24 protein-coding genes are annotated in these 22,701 nt (G+C 66.9%); 13 read left to right on the top strand and 11 right to left on the bottom strand.

Annotation, left to right across the window (positions count from 1 at the left end):
* Nucleotides 1–276: 276 nt before the first annotated feature.
* Together WI26_RS15610 and WI26_RS15605 are read left to right on the top strand one after the other, a co-directional pair.
* Nucleotides 277–894 (top strand): LysE family translocator, encoded by a 618-nt coding sequence (locus WI26_RS15610; RefSeq protein WP_059536307.1) that lies wholly within the window; start codon nt 277–279, stop codon nt 892–894.
* A 110-nt stretch (nt 895–1,004) separates the two neighbouring features.
* Nucleotides 1,005–1,253 carry a hypothetical protein gene (locus WI26_RS15605; RefSeq protein WP_059464847.1) on the top strand — a complete coding sequence of 83 codons (249 nt, stop codon included), beginning with the start codon at nt 1,005–1,007 and terminating at the stop codon, nt 1,251–1,253.
* A gap of 117 nt (nt 1,254–1,370) precedes the next feature.
* Here WI26_RS15605 and WI26_RS15600 read toward each other — a convergent pair whose 3' ends face one another.
* From WI26_RS15600 to pobA, 7 genes are all read right to left on the bottom strand, one after another.
* A complete protein-coding gene (locus WI26_RS15600) occupies nt 1,371–2,729 on the bottom strand; it encodes an MFS transporter (RefSeq protein ID WP_069226458.1) in 1,359 nt (452 codons plus the stop codon).
* A gap of 163 nt (nt 2,730–2,892) precedes the next feature.
* Complete coding sequence (pcaC, locus tag WI26_RS15595) at nt 2,893–3,279, bottom strand: 4-carboxymuconolactone decarboxylase (RefSeq protein ID WP_059464845.1); 387 nt, start codon at nt 3,277–3,279, stop codon at nt 2,893–2,895.
* A gap of 10 nt (nt 3,280–3,289) precedes the next feature.
* Nucleotides 3,290–4,075, bottom strand: a complete 786-nt coding sequence (pcaD, locus tag WI26_RS15590) for a 3-oxoadipate enol-lactonase (RefSeq protein ID WP_069226457.1) — start codon at nt 4,073–4,075, stop codon at nt 3,290–3,292.
* Nucleotides 4,075–5,448 carry a 3-carboxy-cis,cis-muconate cycloisomerase gene (locus WI26_RS15585; protein ID WP_069226456.1) on the bottom strand — a complete coding sequence of 458 codons (1,374 nt, stop codon included), beginning with the start codon at nt 5,446–5,448 and terminating at the stop codon, nt 4,075–4,077. Before WI26_RS15585 ends, pcaD begins: the two co-directional genes overlap by 1 nt.
* 88 nt (nt 5,449–5,536) lie before the next feature.
* Entirely contained in the window at nt 5,537–6,193 is a 657-nt protein-coding gene (locus WI26_RS15580; RefSeq protein WP_012365076.1) for a CoA transferase subunit B, read from the bottom strand.
* A 68-nt stretch (nt 6,194–6,261) separates the two neighbouring features.
* Nucleotides 6,262–6,975, bottom strand: a complete 714-nt coding sequence (locus WI26_RS15575; protein WP_014900666.1) for a 3-oxoacid CoA-transferase subunit A — start codon at nt 6,973–6,975, stop codon at nt 6,262–6,264.
* A gap of 144 nt (nt 6,976–7,119) precedes the next feature.
* Nucleotides 7,120–8,352 carry a 4-hydroxybenzoate 3-monooxygenase gene (pobA, locus tag WI26_RS15570; RefSeq protein WP_069226455.1) on the bottom strand — a complete coding sequence of 411 codons (1,233 nt, stop codon included), beginning with the start codon at nt 8,350–8,352 and terminating at the stop codon, nt 7,120–7,122.
* A 116-nt stretch (nt 8,353–8,468) separates the two neighbouring features.
* Here pobA and WI26_RS15565 point away from each other — a divergent pair, with 116 nt between their 5' ends.
* The 3 genes from WI26_RS15565 to WI26_RS15555 all read left to right on the top strand — a co-directional run bounded on the left by WI26_RS15565 (nt 8,469) and on the right by WI26_RS15555 (nt 10,929).
* Entirely contained in the window at nt 8,469–9,395 is a 927-nt protein-coding gene (locus WI26_RS15565) for a LysR family transcriptional regulator (protein ID WP_060321103.1), read from the top strand.
* A gap of 101 nt (nt 9,396–9,496) precedes the next feature.
* Nucleotides 9,497–10,126: a GTP cyclohydrolase I FolE gene (gene folE, locus WI26_RS15560; protein WP_048250599.1), complete on the top strand. Its 630-nt coding sequence runs from the start codon at nt 9,497–9,499 to the stop codon at nt 10,124–10,126.
* The gene (locus WI26_RS15555) at nt 10,126–10,929 is read left to right on the top strand and encodes an SDR family oxidoreductase (protein WP_069226454.1); all 804 of its coding nucleotides are present in this window, start codon (nt 10,126–10,128) and stop codon (nt 10,927–10,929) included. The genes folE and WI26_RS15555 overlap by 1 nt, the downstream gene beginning before the upstream one ends.
* A 114-nt stretch (nt 10,930–11,043) precedes the next feature.
* Here the strand turns inward: WI26_RS15555 and epsC are convergent, their stop codons facing one another.
* Together epsC and WI26_RS15545 are read right to left on the bottom strand one after the other, a co-directional pair.
* Nucleotides 11,044–11,964: a serine O-acetyltransferase EpsC gene (gene epsC, locus WI26_RS15550; RefSeq protein WP_059464839.1), complete on the bottom strand. Its 921-nt coding sequence runs from the start codon at nt 11,962–11,964 to the stop codon at nt 11,044–11,046.
* 134 nt (nt 11,965–12,098) lie between these two features.
* A complete protein-coding gene (locus tag WI26_RS15545; RefSeq protein WP_011659947.1) occupies nt 12,099–12,332 on the bottom strand; it encodes a hypothetical protein in 234 nt (77 codons plus the stop codon).
* A gap of 278 nt (nt 12,333–12,610) precedes the next feature.
* On the opposite strand from WI26_RS15545, the gene WI26_RS15540 reads away from it, so the two are divergent.
* The 3 genes from WI26_RS15540 (at nt 12,611) to fnr (ending at nt 14,763) form a co-directional block, all read left to right on the top strand.
* The gene (locus tag WI26_RS15540) at nt 12,611–13,021 is read left to right on the top strand and encodes a DUF3005 domain-containing protein (RefSeq protein ID WP_059464838.1); all 411 of its coding nucleotides are present in this window, start codon (nt 12,611–12,613) and stop codon (nt 13,019–13,021) included.
* 340 nt (nt 13,022–13,361) lie between these two features.
* On the top strand, nt 13,362–13,829 hold the full coding sequence (locus WI26_RS15535; RefSeq protein WP_059464837.1) for a universal stress protein: 468 nt from the start codon (nt 13,362–13,364) through the stop codon (nt 13,827–13,829).
* A gap of 187 nt (nt 13,830–14,016) precedes the next feature.
* Nucleotides 14,017–14,763: a fumarate/nitrate reduction transcriptional regulator Fnr gene (gene fnr, locus WI26_RS15530; RefSeq protein ID WP_059464835.1), complete on the top strand. Its 747-nt coding sequence runs from the start codon at nt 14,017–14,019 to the stop codon at nt 14,761–14,763.
* A gap of 60 nt (nt 14,764–14,823) precedes the next feature.
* Here fnr and WI26_RS15525 read toward each other — a convergent pair whose 3' ends face one another.
* Nucleotides 14,824–15,717 (bottom strand): LysR family transcriptional regulator ArgP, encoded by an 894-nt coding sequence (locus WI26_RS15525; protein WP_069226453.1) that lies wholly within the window; start codon nt 15,715–15,717, stop codon nt 14,824–14,826.
* Between the two features lie 106 nt (nt 15,718–15,823).
* Between WI26_RS15525 and WI26_RS15520 the strand changes: the two genes are divergently transcribed.
* From WI26_RS15520 to WI26_RS15510, 3 genes are all read left to right on the top strand, one after another.
* On the top strand, nt 15,824–16,444 hold the full coding sequence (locus tag WI26_RS15520; RefSeq protein WP_059536325.1) for a LysE/ArgO family amino acid transporter: 621 nt from the start codon (nt 15,824–15,826) through the stop codon (nt 16,442–16,444).
* A 474-nt stretch (nt 16,445–16,918) separates the two neighbouring features.
* Nucleotides 16,919–17,887 (top strand): helix-turn-helix domain-containing protein, encoded by a 969-nt coding sequence (locus tag WI26_RS15515; protein ID WP_069226452.1) that lies wholly within the window; start codon nt 16,919–16,921, stop codon nt 17,885–17,887.
* A gap of 170 nt (nt 17,888–18,057) precedes the next feature.
* Complete coding sequence (locus WI26_RS15510) at nt 18,058–19,623, top strand: GMC family oxidoreductase (RefSeq protein WP_069226451.1); 1,566 nt, start codon at nt 18,058–18,060, stop codon at nt 19,621–19,623.
* A gap of 87 nt (nt 19,624–19,710) precedes the next feature.
* On the opposite strand, the gene WI26_RS15505 is transcribed toward WI26_RS15510, so the two are convergent.
* Nucleotides 19,711–20,664 (bottom strand): helix-turn-helix domain-containing protein, encoded by a 954-nt coding sequence (locus WI26_RS15505; RefSeq protein ID WP_069226450.1) that lies wholly within the window; start codon nt 20,662–20,664, stop codon nt 19,711–19,713.
* Nucleotides 20,665–20,855: 191 nt separating this feature from the next.
* Here WI26_RS15505 and WI26_RS15500 point away from each other — a divergent pair, with 191 nt between their 5' ends.
* Nucleotides 20,856–21,389: a 2,4'-dihydroxyacetophenone dioxygenase family protein gene (locus tag WI26_RS15500; protein ID WP_069226449.1), complete on the top strand. Its 534-nt coding sequence runs from the start codon at nt 20,856–20,858 to the stop codon at nt 21,387–21,389.
* Between the two features lie 18 nt (nt 21,390–21,407).
* Complete coding sequence (locus WI26_RS15495; RefSeq protein WP_069226448.1) at nt 21,408–22,700, top strand: MFS transporter; 1,293 nt, start codon at nt 21,408–21,410, stop codon at nt 22,698–22,700.
* Nucleotide 22,701 lies beyond the last annotated feature (1 nt).

The raw sequence follows: 22,701 nt of genomic DNA, 5'->3' as shown, positions 1-22,701 counted from the left end.
TGGTTGAACGCGTGCTGGTGCTGCACGAGTCGAAGAACTGGTGGCCGTATCCCCTGCGGAGACGGCATGATTTCACCTGATTGAGGACGGTGGAGCGAACCGCTTACCGCCCGGTCGCACCATAGTTGAGACGTGGTCTGGTTCGAAATTACCTCCCGCTCCGCAACTTCCGCCCCCCCGTACCGGCACCCATCCATCAAACTGTACCGGTACTGTACAGAAAACCGTCGCTACACTGGCTCCATCCCAGTCTCGAACACGAATGGAGAATCCGCGATGGACTTCCTCACCCTCAGCGCATTGCCCGCCGGCATGCTGTTCGCGCTCGTCACGTCGATCACCCCTGGCCCGAACAACACGATGCTGCTCGCTTCCGGCGTCAATTTCGGGTTCCGCCGCACGATGCCGCACCTGTTCGGCATCAGCATCGGCGTCGCGGTCCTGATGCTGTGTGTCGGCTTCGGCCTCGGCGAGGCGTTCCGGCGCGTGCCGGTCCTGTATACGATCCTCGAAGTCGCGAGCGTCGCGTATCTGCTGTACCTCGCATGGCGCATCGGCACGTCCGGCGAAGTGAAGGCGCAAGGCGCCAAGCCGCGGCCGATGACGTTCCTCGAAGCCGCCGCGTTCCAGTGGGTCAATCCGAAGGCATGGATGATGGTGCTGACCGCCGCGACGACGATCCGCCTGTCCGCCGACTACGGAATGAACGCCGCGTGGATGGCCGTCGTGTTCATCCTGATCGGCTTTCCGTGCATCAGCCTGTGGGCCGCGTGCGGCCAAGGTCTGCGCCGCTTCCTGTCGAACCGCCGCGCGCTGCGCATCTTCAACGTGACGATGGCCGTGCTGCTGATCCTGTCGCTATACCCGCTCGTCGTGCATCTGCTCCCGCAGTAAGCGCTCACAAGTGCACCCGTTGAGCTTCGCGCCATGCAGGCGTACGCTTGTGGTACGGGCGTGTTCAGCCGCTTTGCCGGCTGCACCGCTGCTCTGCATGGAGATTGCCGATGAAGCCAATGCTGAAAGCTGGCGAGCACATCGAGGGCATGCACTGGATAGCCGAGTACCGCCCGCTCACGCACGACATCCGCGTGCTGCGCGAAAACGTCGAAGTGGGTACATACTGCGCGCCGCCCACGCTGTTCGGCGACGAGGAAGCGATGGGCGCCGCGAACCTCGCCGATCATCGCAGCCAGGAAGCCGCGCTGCGCGCGTATCTGCGCAACTTCGTGAAGGAACACGACGCGGAGGAGTAGCGGCGCGGCGGCCGTAAAATCAATGGGCCGCTGACGCGGCCCGGTCTGCCGTTGCGTATCGCCGGCCTCACGACCGTTCGCAACAAGCAAAAGGCCGGGGCATGGCCCCGGTCCCGCTCAATGCCCGAGCGACTGGATCTTGCCGCCCGGCTGCGCGGCACCGTGCGGCCGCGCCATCTGCTTGATCAGCAACGCAAGACACGCAAGCAAGCCCGCGACGGCGATCGTCGCGAACACGCCCGCGAACGAGAAGTGGCGGCGCGTCAGTTCGGCAACGAGGAACGACCCGGCGATCCCGCCGAAGCGGCCGACACCGAGCATCCACGCCACGCCCGTGCCACGCCCTTCGGTCGGATAGAACGCGGCGGCAAGCGCCGGCATCGACGATTGCGCGGTGTTCATCAGCACGCCGGCGATGAACACGACCAGCACGAGCAACCCGACGTTCCCGGCCGCCTGGCCGATCGCATACACGCTGAACGCGGTCAGCGCATAGCACACGGCGATCACGCGGTTCGCGTTGAAGCGGTCCATCAGCACGCCGCACAGCACCGCGCCGACGCCGCCGAGCGGGAACAGCGCGGAAATCAGCGTCGCGCTCTTCGGCGTGAGGCCCGCGTCCTTCAGCAGGATCGGCATCCAGTTGATCGACGCGTAGAAGATCACGAGGCCCATGAAGTACGCGAGCCACAGCATCACCGAGCCGACGATGTACGAGCGCGACACCACGACGCCGATCCCCTTGCTGCCCGTGTGCGGCGCCGATTCGGTCATCGCGAACGAGCCGGCGTTCAGCGCATCGCGAGAGATCCGCGAAAGCGTCGCGCGGATCCGGTCGATGCTCTGGCCTTGCGCGACCATGAAACGCACCGATTCGGGCATCTTCATCAGCAGCAGCACGCCGAGCAGCAACGGCGTCACACCGCCGAGCATCAGCACGCTGCGCCAGCCGAAATGCGGGATCATCCACGCGGCGAGAAAGCCGCCGAACGCAGCGCCGAGCGGGAAACCGCAGAACATCAGATTAATCACGGTCGCGCGGCGCTTGTCCGGGCAGAACTCGCCCATCATCGTGACCGCGTTCGGCATCGCCGCGCCGAGGCCGACACCGGTGACGAAGCGCAGCACCGTCAGATGCCCGATGGTCGTCGAGAATGCGGAAACGAAACATGCGACGCCGAACAGGAACACCGAACCGAGCAGCAGCGAGCGGCGCCCCAGGCGATCGGACAGCGGGCCCGACACGAGCGCACCGCATGCAAGGCCGAACAGCGCGGCACTCAGCACGGGTGCGAGATCGGGTTTGGTGAGGTTCCATTCGCCGAGCAGCGACGGCGCGATGAAGCCGATCGCGGCGGTATCGAAGCCGTCGAGCAGCACGATCACGAAACACATCAGGAATACGAGCCACTGGAAGCCGCCGAACGGCTGCTCGTTGATGAAGGTCTGGACATCGACCACGGGTGCGCGATTCATCGCGAGTCTCCTATTTAAACAACGCGGCCTGATGGCCGCGCCTTTCCTTGTTTGCGCGCCGATTCGCCGCCGGCGCGTCATGCGTCGTCGACATCCGCCGGCAGTGGCAGACGTCGCGATCGGGTCACGTCCGGCGCAAGCCGGCCGTGCTGTTCAGCAGCACCTAGGCGGCCCCATCCTGTTCCTTGAAGATCTTGTCCGCGAGATGGAACGCGGAGTTCGCAGCCGGCACGCCGCAGTAGATCGCGGTCTGCAGCAGCACTTCCTTGATCTCGTCGCGCGTCACGCCGTTGTTGCGCGCGGCGCGCAGATGCAGCGCGAGTTCCTCGCCGCGGTTCAGCGCGACCATCATCGCGATGGTCAGCAGGCTGCGCGTATGGCGCGGCAGCCCGTCGCGCGTCCAGATCTCGCCCCACGCGTAGCGCGTGATCAGGTTCTGGAATTCGTCGGTCACTTCGGTGCGATTCTGGATCGAACGGTCGACGTGCGCGTCGCCGAGCACCGCGCGGCGCACCTTCATCCCCGCTTCGTAACGTTGCTGGTCGTCCATCGTCGGTGCCTCATGCGGTCAGGAAGTCGAGCAGCGCGCGGTTGAAGCCGTCGGTGCACTCGATGTTCGAAATGTGCGCGGCGTCGAATTCGACGTGACGCGCGCCGGGAATCGCGGCGGCCAGCGCACGGCCCTGGTCGGCCGGCGTCGACATGTCCTTCGCGCCGGTCACGACGAGCACCGGCAGCGCGATGCCCTTCACTTCCTCGCGCAGGTCGGCCGCGTTCAGCGCGTCGCAGTTCGCCGCGTAGCCGTCCTTGTCGGTATGCACGAAGGTGTCGCGGATCGCGTCGAACAAACGCGGCTCGCGATCGACGAACGTGTCCGTGAACCAGCGCGGCAGCACGGCGTCGGCCAGCGCGGCCATCCCTTCCGCACGAGCCTTCTGCGCCCGCGGCGCCCACACTTCCGGCGAGCCGATCTTAGCGGCGGTGTTCGACAGCACGGCACGCACGATGCGCGACGGGTAGCGCGCGGCGAGCGCGGCACCGGTCAGTCCACCCATCGAAATCCCGCAGAAGTGCGCGCGGTCGATGCCGACGTGGTCGAGCAGGCCGATCACGTCGCCCGCGAGCTGGTCGATCGTGTACGAACCGGCCGGCGCTTCGGAATGGCCATGGCCGCGCGTGTCGTAGCGCAGGATGTTGAAATGCTGCGCGAGCGGACGAATCTGCGGCGCCCACATCTGCAGGTCGGCGCCGAGCGAGTTCGAGAAGACGAGCCACGGCGCGTCGTCGCGTGCGGCACGGTCGATCCGGTAATGCAGTTTCACGCCGTTGACAGTGGCGAAAGGCATCAGTGTTCTCCTGGTTGTGTCGTGCCCGCGTGCAGCGCGAGCACCGCGTCGACGTAGGCCTGCGCCTCGCCGACATAATGTGCGGGATCGAGCAGCCGCGCGAGCGCGTCGCGCGACAGGTGGGCGGATACGTTCGCATCGGCGGCGAGCACGTCGAACAACGTCGCGCCGGTGCGCACGGCTTCCTTCGACGCCTGCTCGACGACATGATGCGCATCGAGGCGCCCGATCCGGTCGCCCAGCGCGAGCATCACGGCTTCGCCGAGGATCAGCCCGTGCGTCACATCGAGGTTCGCGGCAAGGCGTTCGGTGTTCACGTCGAGGCCGGCGACGATCTGCGCGATCTGCGCGAGCGCGCCGCCGGTCAGGCGCGCGAGGTCGGGCAGCGCATCCCATTCGGCCTGCCAGCCGCCGAGCGCGCGCTCGTGCTCCTGGACCATCCCGGCAAACACGGTCGCGACAAGGTTCGGCGCGCGCACCGCGGCGGTCAGCACGGCCGCGCAGCCGACGGGGTTGCGCTTGTGCGGCATCGTCGACGAGCCGCCCTTGCCGGCAGCCGCCGGTTCGCCGAGCTCGCCGACTTCGGTCTGCATCTGCAGCGACACGTCGCGCGCGATCTTGCCGAGCGTGCCGGTCAGCATTCCGAAGCACGACGCGGCTTCCGCGATGCGGTCGCGCTGCGTATGCCACGGCACGGCCGGCAGGGCGAGCTTCAGGTCGGCCGCGAGCGCGGCGCTCACGCCGGCCGCCTGGTCGCGCAGGCTCGCCAGCGTGCCGGCGGCGCCGCCGAACTGCAGCACCAGCACGCGCGCGCGCAATTCGGCGAAGCGCGCGCGATGGCGCAGCAGCGCATCGAGCCATTGCGCGAATTTCAGGCCGAGCGTGATCGGCAGCGCCTGCTGCAGCCACGTGCGGCCGATCATCGGCGTCGCGCGATGCGTGCGCGCGAGCGCCGCGAGCGACGTGCACGCTTCGTCGAGCAGCGGCTCGAGCACGTCGAGCGTGTCGCGCAACTGCAGCACGGTCGCGGTATCGATGATGTCCTGGCTCGTCGCGCCCCAGTGCACGAACTTCGCGGCCTCGGGGTCGTCGGCCTTCACCTGGGCGGTGAGCTGCTTGACGAGCGGAATCGCGAGATTGCCGCCGAGCGCCGCGCCGTGCGCGAGCGCATCGGCGTCGAGCCGGGCGGCGTCACACGCGCGTTCGATCGGCGCGACCGCGGCGGCGGGAATCACCTGCCGCGCGGCGAGCGCACGTGCGAGCGCGGCTTCGACGTCGAGCATCCGCTGGATCGTCGCGCGGGGCGACCAGATCCGGTTGAGCGGCTCGGTGCCGCAGATGAGGGAGGTCAGGCGGGCGCTGTCTTCGAGCATGGCATCAGATTGGGGAAACGGCGTGCGCCTATTGTCTACCCAAGCGAGCCGGCGTGCGTTCCATCGCGCCCGCCGGCTCACTTGCCGTTCAGGCCGCGGCCTTGCGCGTCGCGTCGATCAGCGGCACGCCGGTCAGCTTCTGCAATTCGTCGAACGACAGGTCGGTGAAGATCTCGCTCACCGCGAGGCCGTCCGCCGTCACGTCGAGCACCGCGAGATCGGTGTAGATGCGGCTCACGCACTGCACGCCGGTGACCGGATACGAGCACTGCGCGACGATCTTGCTCTCGCCCTGCTTCGTCAGGTGTTCCATCATCACGAACACCTGCTTCGCGCCGATCGCGAGGTCCATCGCGCCGCCGACGGCCGGGATCGCATCGGGCGCGCCCGTATGCCAGTTCGCGAGGTCGCCGTTCGCCGACACCTGGAACGCACCGAGCACGCAGTAGTCGAGGTGGCCGCCGCGCATCATCGCGAACGAATCCGAGTGGTGGAAATACGCGCCGCCGGTGAGCAGCGTCACATGCTGCTTGCCGGCGTTGATCAGCTCGTCGTCCTCCTCGCCGGGCGCCGGTGCCGGGCCCATGCCGAGCAGGCCGTTCTCGCTGTGCAGGAAGATCTCCTTGCTCGGGTCGAGGTGGTTCGCCACCAGCGTCGGCACGCCGATGCCGAGGTTCACGTACGCGCCTTCGGGAATGTCCTGGGCGACGCGCTTGGCCATTTCATCGCGGGTCAGTCGTTTCATTTCGGGTCTCCTGTCGACCGGAGTTGGCGCTTCAGCGCTTACTCCGGTCCCATACAAAGTTCAGGCTGTCAGGCGGCTTGCGATGCCCGTTCCGCGGCCAGCTCGGCCGCATGCGCGGCCTGCGGCACCTCGACGACGCGCTGCACGAAAATGCCCGGCGTCACGATGTGTTCCGGGTTCAGCCCACCGAGCGGCACGACTTCCGACACCTGCACGATCGCGACCTTCGCGGCGCTGGCCATGATGGGGCCGAAGTTGCGCGCCGTCTTGCGATACACGAGATTGCCCCAGCGATCGCCCTTGTACGCCTTCACCAGCGCGAAATCGGCGTGGATCGGCGTCTCGAACACATACGATTTGCCGTCGATCACCCGCGTTTCCTTGCCTTCCGCGAGCTTCGTGCCGAAGCCGGTCGGCGTGAAGAAGCCGCCGATGCCGGCGCCCGCCGCGCGGATCCGCTCCGCGAGGTTGCCCTGCGGAACGAGCTCCAGTTCGATCTCGCCCGCGCGGTACAGCGCGTCGAACACCTGTGAGTCGCTCTGGCGCGGGAACGAGCAGATGATCTTGCGCACCCGCTTCGCCTTGAGCAGCGCCGCAAGACCCGTCTCGCCGTTGCCCGCGTTGTTGTTCACGATCGTCAGGCCGCGCGCGCCCTGCTCGATCAGCGCGTCGATCAGCTCGGACGGCATGCCCGCCGTGCCGAAACCGCCGATCATGATGGTCGCGCCGTCGTGGACGTCCGCGACCGCCGATTGAAGCGATTCGAAAATCTTGTTGACCATGTCTCTTCCTGATACGAACCCGCGGCACGATGCGCGGCCTGTCGAGGGGGCACGCGCGTGTCGCGTGCCGCGTCGAAGGCCGTCGTCGACCTTCGGCATTTGTTCGCTATTCGAACCTTGATTCGATTAGCGAACGATGGCCGATCATAGAGTCGCGCACAGCGCGTTGTCAAGGCGGGATCCTTCGGGGGGCGTCTGGTCGTCGAACGGCAGGCCGACGTAGTTTTCGGCGAGCGACTGCGCGGCGGCCCGCGAGCGGGTCACGTACTTGAGCTCGGCAAACTTCAGGCGATTGACGAACGCCGAGTCCTCCGGCGACGAGTGCAGCATGTTCGTCATGAAGTACGAGAAATGTTCGGCCCGCCACACACGTTCGAGACAGGTCGCCGAATACCGCTCGAGCGGCGTGGCGTCTCCGTTGCGATAGCGCGCGCCGAGCGCGCGGGACAGCGCGCGGACGTCGGCCACCGCAAGGTTCATCCCCTTCGCGCCGGTCGGCGGCACGATGTGCGCGGCGTCGCCGGCGAGGAACAGGCGGCCGTGCTGCATCGTCTCCGACACGAAGCTGCGCATCGGCGTCACGCTCTTCTGCGTGATCCGGCCCTCGGTCGGCATCCAGCCGGTGTCGTTCGAAAACCGCGTGTGCAGTTCGTCCCAGATCCGCGCGTCGGACCACTCCGCGAGGTTTTCGTCTGGCTTGCACTGGAGGTAGAGGCGCGTGACCGTCGGCGAGCGCATCGAGAACAGTGCGAAGCCGTTGTCGTGATGCGCGTAGACGAGCTCGTCCAGCGACGGCGCCGCGTCGGCGAGGATGCCGAGCCATGCGAACGGGTAGACGCGCTCGAACGTGTTCAGCCGCTCGGCGGGAATCGTCTGCCGCGCGATGCCGTGGAAGCCGTCGCAGCCGGCGATGTAGTCGCAGTCGATGCGATCCGCGCGGCCGTCGGCGTGCTTGAACGTGACGAACGGGTGCTCGCTTTCGATATCGTGCAACGCGACATCGCTGACCTCGAAGTGCATCGCGTGTCCGTGCGCGTCGCCGGCCGCGATCAGGTCGCGCACGACTTCATGCTGGCTATAGACGGTGATCGCGCGCCCGCCGGTGAGCGCGCTCAGGTCGATGCGATGCCGCTGGCCGGAGAACAGCAGCTCGATGCCGTGATGTTCGAGCCCTTCGCGGCGCATCCGCTCGCCGAGGCCGGCTTCGTTCAGCGTGTCGACGGTGCCTTGCTCCAGCACGCCGGCGCGGATGCGGTTCTCGCAGTATTCGCGCGAACGCGCTTCGACGAGGATGGAATCGACGCCTTGCAGGCGCAGCAGATGGGAAAGCAAAAGGCCGGACGGACCGGCGCCGATGATGGCGACCTGGGTGCGCATTGTTCGTCTCCTGAACATTGGTTCGAATAATGGAACCCATTTGAGCGCTTTCCCGACTATGCGGCAACGCGATTTTGGAGATAAGTTGTATACGTTTTCCGGATACCGGTCCCACGATGGAAGCGCTCGACCTGAACCTGATTCCCTACCTCGTCGCGCTCGACGACACGCGCAACGTCAGCCGCGCCGGCGACCTGCTCGGCGTGAGCCAGCCGCGCGTGAGCACCGCGCTCGGCCGCCTGCGCGAGTATTTCGGCGATCCATTGTTCGTGCGTACGTCGCGCGGAATGGAGCCGACGCCGCGCGCGCTCGCGCTGCTGCCGGCCGCGCGCGATGCGCTCGCGCAGATCGAGCGCGGCCTCGTCGCGCCGCACGACTTCGATCCGGCGGCGAGCACGCATACGTTTTCGATCGCGCTGTCGGACGTCGGCGAGATCGTGTTCCTGCCGAAGCTGCTGCAGGCATTCGCGACGTGCGCGCCGCATGCGAACCTGCGCTCGGTCTCGCTCTCACACGACGAAGTCGGCCGCGGCCTCGAAGCCGGCTCGATCGATCTCGCGGTCGGCTACTTCCCCGATCTCGACGGCAACAACTTCTTCCAGCAGCGTCTGTTCACGCACCGGTTCGTCTGCCTGATGCGGCGCGGCCATCCGCTTGAACAGGCACGGCCGTTCACGGCCGAGCAGTTCCTCGCGTGCGGGCATGCGGTGGTGCGCGCCGAGGGGCGCAGCCAGGAGGTGCTCGAGAAATACCTTGCGAAGCAGCGCATGCAGCGCCGTGCGGTGCTCGAGACGCCGCACTTCATGAGCCTGCCGTTCATCCTGAGCCGCACCGACCTGATTGCGACCGTGCCGCATGCGATCGGCTATGCGTATGCGGCCGAGCATGCGTTCATCGTGCCGGTCGAGCCGCCGTTGCCGCTGCCGCGCTTCGACCTGAAGCAGCACTGGCATCGCAAGTTCCACAACGATCCGCGCACCGCGTGGCTGCGCGGCGTCGTCGCGTCGCTGTTCAACGACGAGCAGGACGAATGGCCGAAGTGACGCGCGGTGTGCAGCAGGCCGCACGCACGACCCGTGAAAGCATGAAACAATGCCCGGATATCCGCGCCGCCGCAGGCGGCCGCATTCGATGGAGCGACCAGATGGGTAAAAAATCCGCGCGGCCCGAGCCGGCCGCATCCCGCCCGAGCCGGGAAGAAGCCGAGGATGCCGTTCGCGTGCTGCTGCGTTGGGCCGGCGACGATCCCGCCCGCGAAGGGCTGCTCGACACGCCGGCACGCGTCGTGCGCGCATATGAACAGTTCTTCGCCGGCTATGCGCTCGAGCCGCGCGACATCCTCGCGCGAACGTTCAGCGAAGTCGACGGCTACGACGAAATGATCGTGCTGAAGGACATCCGCTTCGAGAGCTATTGCGAGCACCACATGGTGCCGATCATCGGCCGCGCGCACGTCGCGTATCTGCCGAACCATCGCGTCGTCGGCATCTCGAAGCTCGCGCGCCTCGTCGACGCGTTCGCGAAGCGCCTGCAGATCCAGGAAAAGATGACGGTGCAGATCGCCGACACGCTGTTCGACGTGCTGCAGCCGAAGGGCGTCGGCGTGATCCTCGAAGCCGCGCATCAGTGCATCTCGACACGCGGCGTGCACAAGCCGGGCGTCGAGATGGTCACGTCGCGCATGCTCGGCACGTTCCGCACCGATCCGTCGACGCGGCGCGAATTCCTGTCGATTGTCGCGAATCCTTCTTCAGTCAACCTGACGAATACGTAATGCAGTCCACGAAGCAAGCGGCTAACGCGCCGGTCGTGCTCGTGACCGGCGCCGCGCGCCGGGCCGGGCGCGCATTCGCCGATTATTTCGCCGCGCACGGTTATCGCACCGCCGTCCATTACGACCGCTCCGTCGATGCCGCGCAGGCGGCGGCCCGCGCGATCGCCGAACGCGGACACGATTCGGTCGCGCTGCAAGCCGACCTGTCGGATGCCGGGCAGATCACCGCGCTGATCGACCAGGTGTATGCGCGCTTCGGCCGCCTCGACGTGCTGGTCAACAACGCGTCGGTGTTCTGGCAGGACCATTTCCCGAGCTTCGAGCTCGCGGCATTCGACCAGGCATGGGCCGTCAACTGCCGCGCGCCGATCCTGCTCACGCGCGCATTCTACGAACGGGCCCGCGCGGCCGGCATGCAGGGTGTCGTCGTCAACGTGGTCGACCAGAAGATCAAGGAAAACTTCCACCGCGACCATTTCAGCTACACGGTCGCGAAGGCCGCGCTCGGCAATCTCACGCAGATGCTCGCGCTGTCGTCGTCGCCGGTGCTGCGCGTGAACGCGGTGTTCCCCGGGCTGATGCTGCCGAGCGACGACCAGACGCAGGCCGACTTCGAACACGCGAGCCGCGCATCGACGCCGCTCGCGCGCATCGCCGGCCCCGACGACGTCGCGGGTGCGATCCTGTTGCTGACGGGCAGCGCGTACAACGGCGTGGATTTCGTCGTCGATGCGGGGCAGAACCTGATCCGCGTCGACCAGGACGTGCTGTACAAGCATCGCTCGCCGGCCGGCAAGCACTGACGAACGGCATGTCCCGCAGCACCGGTGTGCGCCCCTCGCACACCGGTGCGCGGGAATCGACGCACGCCTTCACCCGCGCTGCGCGAACGACGGTTGCACCGTTCGCGCGCCGCGTTATGGCTTCTCGCCGCTGCCGCCCTCGCGGACCTTGCCCTGCGCGACGCTCGTGCCGGGCGGCACGCTGTGCGTGAGCCACACGTTGCCGCCGATCACCGAACCGCGCCCGATCGTCACGCGGCCGAGAATTGTCGCGCCCGCGTAGATCACCACGTCGTCCTCGACGATCGGGTGCCGCGCGTTGCCCTTGACCAGCGCGCCGTCGCCATCGGCCGGGAAGCTCTTCGCACCGAGCGTGACGGCCTGGTACACGCGCACGCGCTCGCCGATGATCGCGGTTTCGCCGATCACGACACCGGTGCCGTGGTCGATGAAGAAGCTCGGCCCGATCTGCGCGCCCGGGTGAATGTCGATGCCGGTGGCCGAGTGCGCGATTTCATTGATGAAACGCGCGAGCAGCGGCACACCGAGTTGGTGCAGCGCATGCGCGAGCCGATGGTGCATCATCGCGAGCACGCCGGGGTAGCACAGCAGGATCTCGGTGATGTGCTGCGCGGCCGGATCGCCCGCGTACGCAGCCTGGATGTCGCTGACGAGCAGCGCGCGAACCGCCGGCAACTGCCGGCCGAACTCGCGCGCGATCTCGAACGCGCGTTCGTCGAGCTCGGCGAACGGCGTGTCCGCATGCTCGGGCAGGAACGGCAGCGCACGGCGGATCTGTTCGGACAGGATCCGCAGCGTGCTTTCGAGCGTATGGCCGACGTAGTAGTCGACGCTTTCGTCGGTCAGATCCGGCGCGCCGTAGTGCGTCGGAAACATCGACGCGCGCAGGCCGGTGACGATCTTGCAGATCGCGTCGCGCGACGGCAGCTCACGGATGCCGCGCGGATGACGCGTGCGATGAAGTTCCTCGCGCGATTCGCGCAAGCCGGCAACGATTTCTTCGAGGCCCCACTGACGGGCGGGTGATGTCGACATATGCCAATGCAGGCGGTCGCGCTCGATCGCACGGCCGCAAATAAAGTGACGGGTTCCACAAGATTACCGCGTTTTCGTGCGGCAGCGGCACGCCGGGGGATCGGCCGGACGGCCGACGCCGCCGCGCGACGGCGTCAGATCGTAATGCTGCTCGCGTCGATCCAGCGCACGGCCCAGTCGCGCGCGTGCGCGATCGCGTCGCCTTCGTCGTTGAACTGGAGCTCGGTCGGGAAAAAGCGGTTCGCGACGAGTTCTCCGTCGCTCGATCGCGAGATCACGACGTAGGGTTTGAACGAACCGTCGCTGGCGCGCGCGGGCGCACAATTCAACAGATAACCGCGGTGCGTGAAGGCAGTAGTCGCTTGCATGAATCCGCCACCTCTAGTCCCTTGCTTTGTTGTTCACTACCCGTCTTAAGGGTGCTGCGGCGCCCCGGTGCGGGCAGAGGCGGCAAGACCGCATCCCCTGTCGCCGCTTCGCAGGAAAAGAATCATACTCTGTAGAAAACGGGTGTTCTAGCTGAAATAAATCATGACAAATCAGTGCGCGCCATGCGACCGCGGCGATCGCCCGCGCGCCGTTTTCCTGTCTTGCCCGGAACGGGATTTGCTTGGATCCGGAGCGCTTCGCCGCGAGGAGAGCCGCGATGGAAACGTCAGCTCAAGCGCACGCCGCGCATTCGCGCAGCATCGAACTCGACAACGACGATACGCACGACAGCACCGTCGACACCGACGGCAAGAATCGCGAGGCCGCGCGTCTCGCGAGCGGCGGCGCATTCTCGCCCGACCAGATCACGCGCAGCAACGCATCGCTCGTCAACGCGATGCCCGAAGCCGGCGACGGCTTCGCCGGCTTCGACAGCCGGCCGGGCGGCAATCATCCGGCGTTAGCGCTGCGGGCCGGCTACATGATGATCGAGAAGGGGTTCGACGCGCCGCCGCCCGCGGCCGACGCGCTGTACGGCCCGGTCCACCGGATGTACGGCAGCGCGTACTGGCCCGGTCATGGACGCCGGCCGGAACGGGTGATCGAAATCACGGCGGTGCCACGGTGACGCGCGCGGCGTTTGAATCGATCGTTCGTTTGGCGGATGAAGCGAGCCCGACGGCCGATGGTCGATGGAGCGGCGTGCGCGTTCGCGCGCCGCTCCGCGCCATCGGCGCCGGAATCGATATCGGCGCCGGGTCCAGGCTCGACAATCGGGTTTCGCGACGTCGATGCATCGGCGTTGATCGAAGTCACGCCGGCGCGGTATGGATGATATTCAATGCTCACTCGCGACGAACGGCGCGTCGCTGCAAAGCCCGTGCCGTTCGTTTACCCTGCCTCGCAGCGCCGCACGGCCTGCTCGGCTGTTTGGCCGACTTCCGTTCAACCCGCCATCTGGAGACACTATGTACAAGCGCATTCTGGTTGCCATCGACGGCAGCGACACCGCCCGCCACGCGTTCGATGCCGCCCTCGCGCTCGCGAAGGAGCACGGTGCCGAACTGCAACCGTTCTACGTCGTCGAAAATGCCGCGATCTACTACAACGTGCCGGGTTACGATCCGTCCGTGCTGCGCGACCAGCTCATCGCGCAAGGCAATGCGCTCGCGGCGGAGTTCAAGACGCTGATGCAGGCGGCGGGCGTGAAGGGCGAGACGCTGACGAGCGAGGCATCGTCGCTCAACGACGTGTCGACGCTGATCCTCGACGGTGCGAAAGCGTTCGGCGCCGACCTCCTCGTGCTCGGCACGCACGGCCGCCGCGGGTTCCGTCGCCTCGTGCTCGGCAGCATCGCCGAACAGTGCGTGCGCCATGCGACGCTGCCCGTGCTGCTGATCCCGGCCGCCGCGCATACGGACGATCAGGAAGGCTGAGCGGCGCCGGCATCGGCGTGCGCGTCGCGGCGCGCACGCACAACGGCATGCGTGCATGAATGCGTGAATGCGTGCAGCCGCTGCGATACCCGCGACATGCGCGCGCGGTCGCGACGTTTTGTCACCCGACAGCGGCAACTTGCGGTGGGACAATGATTCGGTCGATTCAATGCCGGAGTAAACGATCATGTTGACGCCCGTCGCCACACGTCCCGCCGCCTCGTCCCATGCAGGCAACTGGGCTCCCCGTCAGGCCCCGCACTGCTCGTCGTGCGCAATGCGGCACCTGTGCATGCCACAGGGCCTCGCCCCCGAAGCGCTCAGCCGCCTCGAATCGGTCATCTGCGTGGCGCGCCCGGTCAAGCGCGGCGAAGCGCTGTTCCGCGAAGGCGACACCTTCGACAACCTGTACGCCGTGCGCTCGGGTTCGCTGAAAACCGTCGCCACGCGCCACGACGGCCGCGAGCAGGTCACCGGCCTGCACCTCGCGGGCGAAGCGCTTGGCCTCGACGGCATCTGCGACGATACGCACCCGCGCACCGCCGTTGCGCTGGAAGACAGCTCGGTCTGCGTGATTCCGTACAGCGCGCTCAAGTCGCTGTGCTCGGAAGCCGGCACGATGCAGCTGCGCATGCACAAGCTGATGAGCGAGCAGATCGTGCGCGAAACGTCGCAAACCATGCTGCTCGGCTCGTTGAATGCGGAAGAGCGCGTCGCCGCGTTCCTGCTCGACGTGTCGTCGCGCTATCTGAAGCGCGGCTACTCGCCGTCGGAATTCAACCTGCGGATGACGCGCGAAGACATCGGCAGCTACCTCGGCATGACGCTCGAAACGGTCAGCCGCACACTGTCGAAGTTCCAGAAGCGCGGCCTGATCGAAATGCACGGCCGCCTGGTACAGATCGTCGACTTCGACGGCCTCCACCACGTCTGACCCCGCTCGGCGCGCAACCCGCGCGCCGCCGCCCGGTACCGCCCGCCGCGCCCGCTTCGATCAGTCGAGAAACAGCGCGGCGCGCGCCTTCAGCGCCGCGCTGAAATCGTCGAGCCAGCCGATCGACAGGCGCCAGCTCTGCCAGTACAGGTCGATATCGACGGTCCGCCCGCGCGACATGTCGACCAGTTCGCCCGCCGCCAGCTGGCGATCGACCATCCGGTCCGGGCACATCCCCCATCCCAGCCCCGTTTCGCAAGCACGCAGGTAACCCGCGACGTGCGGGATCCAGTGTTGCGGCGGATCGAGATCCGCGCGTGTCACGCGCCGGATGAAGCGTGCCTGCAAACCGTCCTTCGGATTGAACATCACGCACGGCGCTCGGCGCAGCGCGTCGCGCGTAATGCCCGCACCGAAATAGCGGTCATAAAATGCCGGCGAACACACCGCGCGATAGCGGATGCGCCCCAGCCGCGTCGACCGGCATCCCTGGATCGGCTCGGCCTGTGCGGTCACCGCGCCCTGCACGCTGCCGTCGCGAATGCGTGCGGCCGTGTAGTCCTGGTCGTCGATCACGAGGTCGAGCAAGGTCTCGCGCTCGGTGCAGAATGGCCCGACCGCATCGATGAACCAGGTCGCGACGCTGTCGTCGTTGACGGCGACGCGCAACATCGGCCATGCGCTCGCGATCTGGCCCGGCAATGCCGGCATCCGGCTGCCCAGTTCGGCTTCGAGCAACTGCACGCGCTCCGTATGCCGGCACAGCAACGCGCCGGACGTCGTCGCGACGCACGGCTGTCCGCGCTTGACGAGCACGCTGCCGACGCGCTCCTCCAGCAGCTTCACCCGCTGCGATACCGCCGACGGCGTGACGTTCAGCTCCTTGGCCGCCCGTTCGAACGAGCCGTGCCGGATCACTGCCGCGAGCGCGTCGAGCAATGCGTAGTCGAGCATTAGATTTCCTTAATCAGCATTAGGTGAATTAGCTTTTCTTATGTTCCAGCTGACCGCAGACTAGCGCCAACCGATTCACCCGTCTACTGCTCCACCATTCCCTATCATGAACTGGATCGCTTTTTCCCACGGCGCGGCCCTGTGCGGGTCGCTCATCGTCACCATCGGCGCGCAGAATGCGTTCGTGCTCCGGCAAGGCATCATGCGCTCGCATGTCGGCAAGATCGTGCTGCTGTGCGCGCTGTCCGACATGATCCTGATCGGCGCGGGCGTCGGCGGCGCGTCGGTCCTCGTCGAACGCTACCCGACCTTCGTCCACGTCGTGCTGTACGTCGGCCTCGCGTATCTCGCGTGGTTCGGCATCAACGCGCTGCGCCGCGCGTTCAAGCCGGGACACGAAACGCTCGACGTCCGCGGCGACGCCGTCGCGCCGCCGCCGCAGGGCGCGGTCGCGATCGTGCTGATGACGCTCGCGTTCACGTGGCTCAACCCGCACGTGTATCTCGATACGTTCCTGTTGATCGGCACGGCCGGCGCGCGCGAGCCGGAAGGCTCACGGCTTGCGTTCGCGATCGGCGCGATGTCGGTCAGCGTCGTGTGGTTCCTCGGGCTCGGATACGGCGCGCGGCTGCTTGCGCCGTGGTTCCGCAAGGCCGTCGCGTGGCGCGTGCTGGATGGCGCGATCGGCAGCATGGTGCTGTTTCTGGCGGCCGTGCAGTTGCGATGACGGATTGGGGCGCCGATCGATCGCGGGCGGCAACTGTGCCGCCCGTTTTTCGTTCCGCTCCGGCGAAGTGTGCGATACGCCGAACTCCGCCTGTCTCTCCCAGCCGCCGCAAATTCGGTTCCTGATCGAACGCAGCGGCACCGATCATCACATGGCGGACGGTACATCCGCCACACGCTGCAATTCCTCCGCTGTCACGGCCATGCGCGCGCTGCACGAATTCGGTCGATGGGCGAGAATGTTCCGGCGTCTGCGACAACGGCGAAGCGCTTCTCCCGTTCGCCTGCCTGTCGCATAGCCCGAATACGCGCCCGCGTTTTGCCTGCCACGGCCATTTCCATTGACTGATACGGACATCCCGCCGCAACCGCCCGCCGCACGCGGGTCTCGGGGCCGCCCCGGTCTTTCACCGATTGACCGCGCCTGCCGACGTACCCGAGACTGCGCCGCTCGGGCGGTCATTGGGAGAACGTCATGCTGGACATCAGCACGGGAATCGTGTCGTTCTCGACGCGCGCCGTACGCGGCGACGAACGCGTCGACTTCTGGGTCGACCATGTCGCCCGCTCGCTCGTGCGTATCGAATGCAGCGGCAAATCGTCCGAAGCCATCGACGCCTCGCTGCGCAAGCGCGACCTCGGGCTGCTCGGCGCGTGCGACATCGTCGCGAACCGGCACGCGGTGGTGCGCACGCCGCACAACATCCATGCGGACCATCGTGATGCCGTGTTCGTCTGCCTGATGCACGAAGGGCAGGGCTATACGTTCCAGGACGTCGAGTGCATCCAGCATGCGCCCGGCGACATCGTGCTCTACGACACGTCGATGCCGTACGGCCACGGCTTTCCCGCCAACATGGCGATGACCGTGCTTGACGTGCCGCGCGACGTATTCGAGGCACGCGTCGGCCCGTGGCGCTATCGCAGCGTCATCAAGATCGACCGTCGAGACGGTGTCACGTCCTGGGCCGTGCGGCAGCTTTACGCGCTGCTCGGCGAACCGCACGAATCGATGCCCGATGCGCGCGAACGGCGCGCCGCCGCGATGCTCGACCTCTTGCAATCGATGCTGCGACTGCGCGACGGCGGCGCATCGCCGACCAAGTCGACCGTCCACACGCTGTCGCGTGCGAAGGCATTCATCGACAGCCATCTCGCCGACGACGATCTCGACACCCGGTCGATCAGCTGCGCGCTCAACCTGTCGCCGCGCCAGCTCGCGCGCGTGTTCGAAATCGAAGGGGTGCCGCTCACGCGCTACATCCTCGCGCGGCGCCTCGAACGCTGCCGCGCCGACCTGTGCGACCGGTCGCTGAAGCACCTGACGGTCAGCGAAATCGCGTACCGTTGGGGCTTCAACAACAGCGCGCACTTCAGCCGCAGCTATCGCGCGCGCTTCGGCGAGACGCCGAGCGACACGCGCGCGCCGTCCGCCGCACGCTAGCCGCGACGCCGCGTCACCGCATCACACCGCCGCTCGTCGCCGTATCCATTGTCCATGCGAGGCAAGCCCGGCGTCCGTCCCGGGCAAATGGGGCCGCGTAGCCGTCGCTAAGCTGGCTTCCAGCGCGGTGGTGCTCTTTCCGCCGCCCGACAGCAAGGAGACAAAGCAGGATGGAGACATACGACCACATCGTCGTCGGCGGCGGCTCGGCAGGCTGCACGGTTGCCCATCGACTGGTGAAGGCCGGCAGGCGCGTGCTGCTGCTCGAGGATGGCCCGAAGGACGACAGCCTGTTCATCCGGATTCCGGCCACGTTCATCCGTGTGCTCGGCACGCAGCGCACAGTCACGTTCGAAAGCGAGCCGCAGGCAGGCGCGGCGGGACGCAGGACCTACGTGCCACAGGGCCGCACGCTCGGTGGCGGCAGTTCGGTCAACGCGATGCTGTACGTGCGTGGCACGCGCGCCGACTACGACGAATGGGCCGCGCTCGGCTGCACGGACTGGGGCTGGGACGAGGTGCTGCCTGTGTTCAAGCGCGCCGAGTCGCATCTGCGGCTGTCCGAGCCGTTCCACGGCACCGACGGGCCGCTGAAGGTTGGCGACACGCGCTTCCGGCATCCGCTGAGCCTCGCGTTCGTGAAGGCTGCGCAGGAAGCCGGCATCGCGTACAACGACGATTTCAACGGTGCCGCGCAGCATGGCGCCGGCTTCTATCACACGACGATTTTCGACGGGCAGCGCGGCAGCACCGCCGCGACCTATCTCGCCGACGCGATCGGCCACCCGAATCTGCGTGTGCTGACCGGCAGCCGCGTGACGCGCGTGCGCTTCGATGGCCGGCGCGCGACCGGCGTCGAATGGTGGATGGAGAACGGTGCGACCGGCTCGGCAACCGCACGCGCCGACATCGTGCTGGCCGCCGGCGCGCTCGGCACGCCGAAGCTCCTGATGCTGTCCGGCATCGGGCCGTGCGCGCATTTGCGCGCGCATGGCATCGACGTGCTGCACGACAGCCCGGAAGTCGGCGCGAATTACCAGGACCATCTCGAAGTCTCGATCTACGGCTACAGCCACACGCCGATCAGCCTGTTCGGCGAGGATCGCGGAATCAAGGCGCTGCGGCACGGGCTGCAATGGATGCTGACCCGCACGGGCCTGCTGACGTCGAACGTCGTCGAATCGGGCGCGTTCGTCGACACGACCGGAAGCGGCCGCCCCGACATCCAGTTCCATGTACTGCCGACGCTCGTCGGCGACGTCGATCGCGAACCGCTGCCGGGCCATGGCCTGTCGATCAATCCATGCCTGCTGCGGCCGCGGTCGCGCGGCTCGGTGCAGCTGCGCGGCAACGATCCGGCCGCACCCCTCCGATTCGACAGCGGCGCGCTGTCGGATCCGGCCGACGTCGACGGCCTCGTGCGCGGTGTCGCGCTCGCGCGGAAGATCCTCCGCGCGCCGTCGCTCGCGCGCCTCGTTCGCGAAGCCGAAACGCTGACCGACGACACCCTGGCCGACTACGTGCGGCGTCGCGCGAAAACCGTCTACCACCCCGCCGGCACCTGTCGGATGGGCCGCGACGATCGCGCGGTCGTGACGCCGCGTCTCGTGCTACAGGGAATCGACGGACTGCGGATCTGCGACGCGTCGGTGATGCCGCGCATCGTGTCGGGCAACACGAACGCGCCGACGATCATGATCGCGGAGCGCTGTGCGGAATTCATGCTCGCGAAGTGACGCGGCGGCTCGCGAAGCGATGAAAACGCGATGAAAACGAAAGCGGCACGTGAACCACGCGCCGCCCTCGGCATTGCTGCTTCAGCATCAAGCGCTGCGTAGCGCCATCGGCGATGCACCGTAACGCTCGCGAATCGCGCGGCTGAAGTGCGCCTGGCTCGAGAACCCCCAGCGAAACGCGATTTCGCCGATGCTCGTCTTGCGCAGGCGCGCATCGATCAACTCGCGATGCGCATGCGACAGCCGCTCGGACCAGATGTGCTGCGTGATCGACTCGCCTTCGGCGGCAAAGAGCCGGCTCAGGTGCCGCAACGACAGTCCGACCGCATCGGCGACCGCCTGCGGCCCAAGTTCCGAATCGCCAAGATGCGTCGCGATGTATTGCTTCGCGGTCAGCAGGTACGACAGCGATGCGCCAGCACCGTTCACTTCCGCGTCGATCAGTTCGGCAACCAGCGTGCGCGTGTGTTCGACAAAGCGCGCGGCACCGTCTTCGGCCGGCGCCTTCATGAACCGCTCCACGCTCGCGCGCAGCGCCGCGCCGAGCATCGCGCCCGCGCCCGGTTTCGGTGCGATCCGCAACGGCAACGCCGCCAGCTGCGCGTTGAAGCGGCCGTCGAACGTCGTGACGGGAATGTCGATCAGCAGTTGCCGCATTGGCGTCAGGAATCCGAACAGGTAGGGCACGCGTGTGTCGTACACGGCGACGTCGCCGGCTTCCGCGAGCAGGCAGCGGTCGCGCTGGATGAAATACGCGCGCCCGCTCAGGATCTGACACGCGAACAGCGACTCCTTCGGCAATTGGCGCACCAGCGCGGGGCCGCGCTCGATCACGTGATCGCAGCCGCTGATGTCGGTCACGCCGAGCCCCGGCAACGCAAGATCGGTCTTCTCGACCTCGAGCCCCGCCGGCGACAGTGACGAGCAGCGCAGGCCGACCAGCGTGGCGGCGTTGAACGCTTCCCAGTACGCCACCCGGTCGCGCACCGGCACGTCGGCCGTCGAACCGCGCGTGCATGAAAGAACGGTCGAATTCGTCACGTCGCCTCCTGAGGGCGCCTGTCGTGCGGAGCGGCACGGATTGGGGGATGGTGCGTCGGGTTGTTGTTGCGGTGCGATGCCCGGCCCGCGATGTCCGGCCCGATCAAGCATTTCGTCCAGCCCAGTCAAGAGCGGCGCGCACCGGCTGGCTAAAGTCGACCCCACGACACCTAACCACAAGGAGACAAGCCGTGGTCGACAAAGCCGTATCCGAATTCTGGCAAAACATCGCGCCGATTGCCAATCCGTTCAAGCCCGATGCGCTGCCGGAAGCGTACATTCCGAACGCGGCCACCGAGGACGCGCGCTATTACGTTCCGTTCACCGAAACGGTTTCATCGCGACCGCTGTGGATCTCGCCGTCGCAGAACAAATGGTGCGACATCCTGATGGCGAAGCAGGCGGGGCTCGTGAACCGGCATTACCACCCGCACGAAGTCTTCGCTTACACGCTGTCAGGAAAATGGGGATATCTGGAGCACGAGTGGACCGCGACGCGCGGCGACTTCGTGTATGAAACACCCGGCGAAGGCCACACGCTCGTCGCGTTCGACCACCCGGAACCGATGCGGGCGTTCTTCATCGTCAAGGGCCCGCTGATCTGGCTCGACGACGAAGGCAATCCCGACGGCTACTTCGACGTGCATTCGTACATTGCGATGTGCAAGGCGCATTACGAGAAGGTCGGCCTCGGCGCGCAAGCGATCGAGAAGCTGTTCCGCTGACGCGCGACGAGGCCGCCCATGACATCCCAACCTTCCCCCAAACTGGCGTGGACGTACGAGAACAGGCTACTCGTGATCCTGTTCATGACGTTCGGTTTCGTGTTCTTCGACCGCCTCGCGCTGTCGTTCCTGTTCCCGTTCATGTCGGCCGAACTGCACCTGTCGAATACGCAACTCGGCATGGTGTCGTCCGCGCTCGCACTCACGTGGGCGCTGTCGGGCGCCGCGACCAGCGCGTGGTCCGATGCGCGCGGCACGCGCAAGCCGCTGCTGATCGCCGCGGTGCTCGGTTTCTCCGCATGCTCGGCGCTGTCGGGGCTGGTCGGCGGCTTCGCGAGCCTGATCGCGTTCCGCGCGCTGATGGGCATCGCCGAAGGGCCCGTGCTGCCGCTGTCGCAATCGCTGATGGTCGAGAGTTCGACGCCGAGCCGCCGCGGGTTGAACATGGGCCTGCTGCAAGGCTCCGCTGCCGGCCTGCTCGGCGCGATGATCGGCCCGCCGGTCGTGATCGGCATCGCGACCGCCTACGGCTGGCGCGAGGCGTTCTACGTGTCGTGCATTCCCGGCTTCCTGATCGCGTTCTGCATCTGGCGCTGGGTGCGCGAAGCGCCGCCCGGCGGTGCGCGACACACGCAGGCCGACAGCACGCCCCCGCACGGCGCGGTGATCAATCGCTGGGCACTGCTGAAGGAACGCAACATCCTGCTATGCATGCTGATCAGTTGCTTCTTCCTTACGTGGTTCATCGTGATCATCTCGTTCGCGCCGGTCTTTCTCGTCGAGAGCCGCCACCTGTCGCCGGCCGACATGGGCGTCGTGATGACCTGCCTCGGCGCCGCGTGGGTATTTTGGGGCTTCGCGGTGCCGGCGATTTCCGACCGGATCGGGCGCAAGCCGACGATGATCATGTTCGCGCTGGTTGCCGCCGTCTGCCCGATCGTGCTGATCCATGTCGGCTCGCTGTGGGCGCTCGGCGCGCTCGTGTTCATGACGTACACGGGCCTCGGCTGCTTCACGCTGTTCATGGCGACGATCCCGGCCGAAACGGTGCCGCCCCGCGCGATCGCCAGCGCGCTCGGCCTGATCATGGGCGCCGGCGAGCTGATCGGCGGCTTCGTCGCGCCGACCATCGCCGGTTTCGCGGCCGACAAGTACGGCCTGCAGTTCGCGATGTGGACGTCGGCCGCCGGCGCGATCCTCGCGTGCGTGCTGTCGTTCGGCCTCGTCGAAACCGCGCCCGCCGTGCTGCGCAAACGCACGCTCGACGGCACCGCCGCCCGACTCGATACCCAAAACCTCGGAGGACGCTGAC

This window comes from Burkholderia diffusa, from assembly GCF_001718315.1.
Lineage (GTDB): Bacteria > Pseudomonadota > Gammaproteobacteria > Burkholderiales > Burkholderiaceae > Burkholderia > Burkholderia diffusa_B.
Note: the sequence above shows the minus strand (reverse complement) of the source record. Positions and strands in the feature narration are given on the sequence as shown.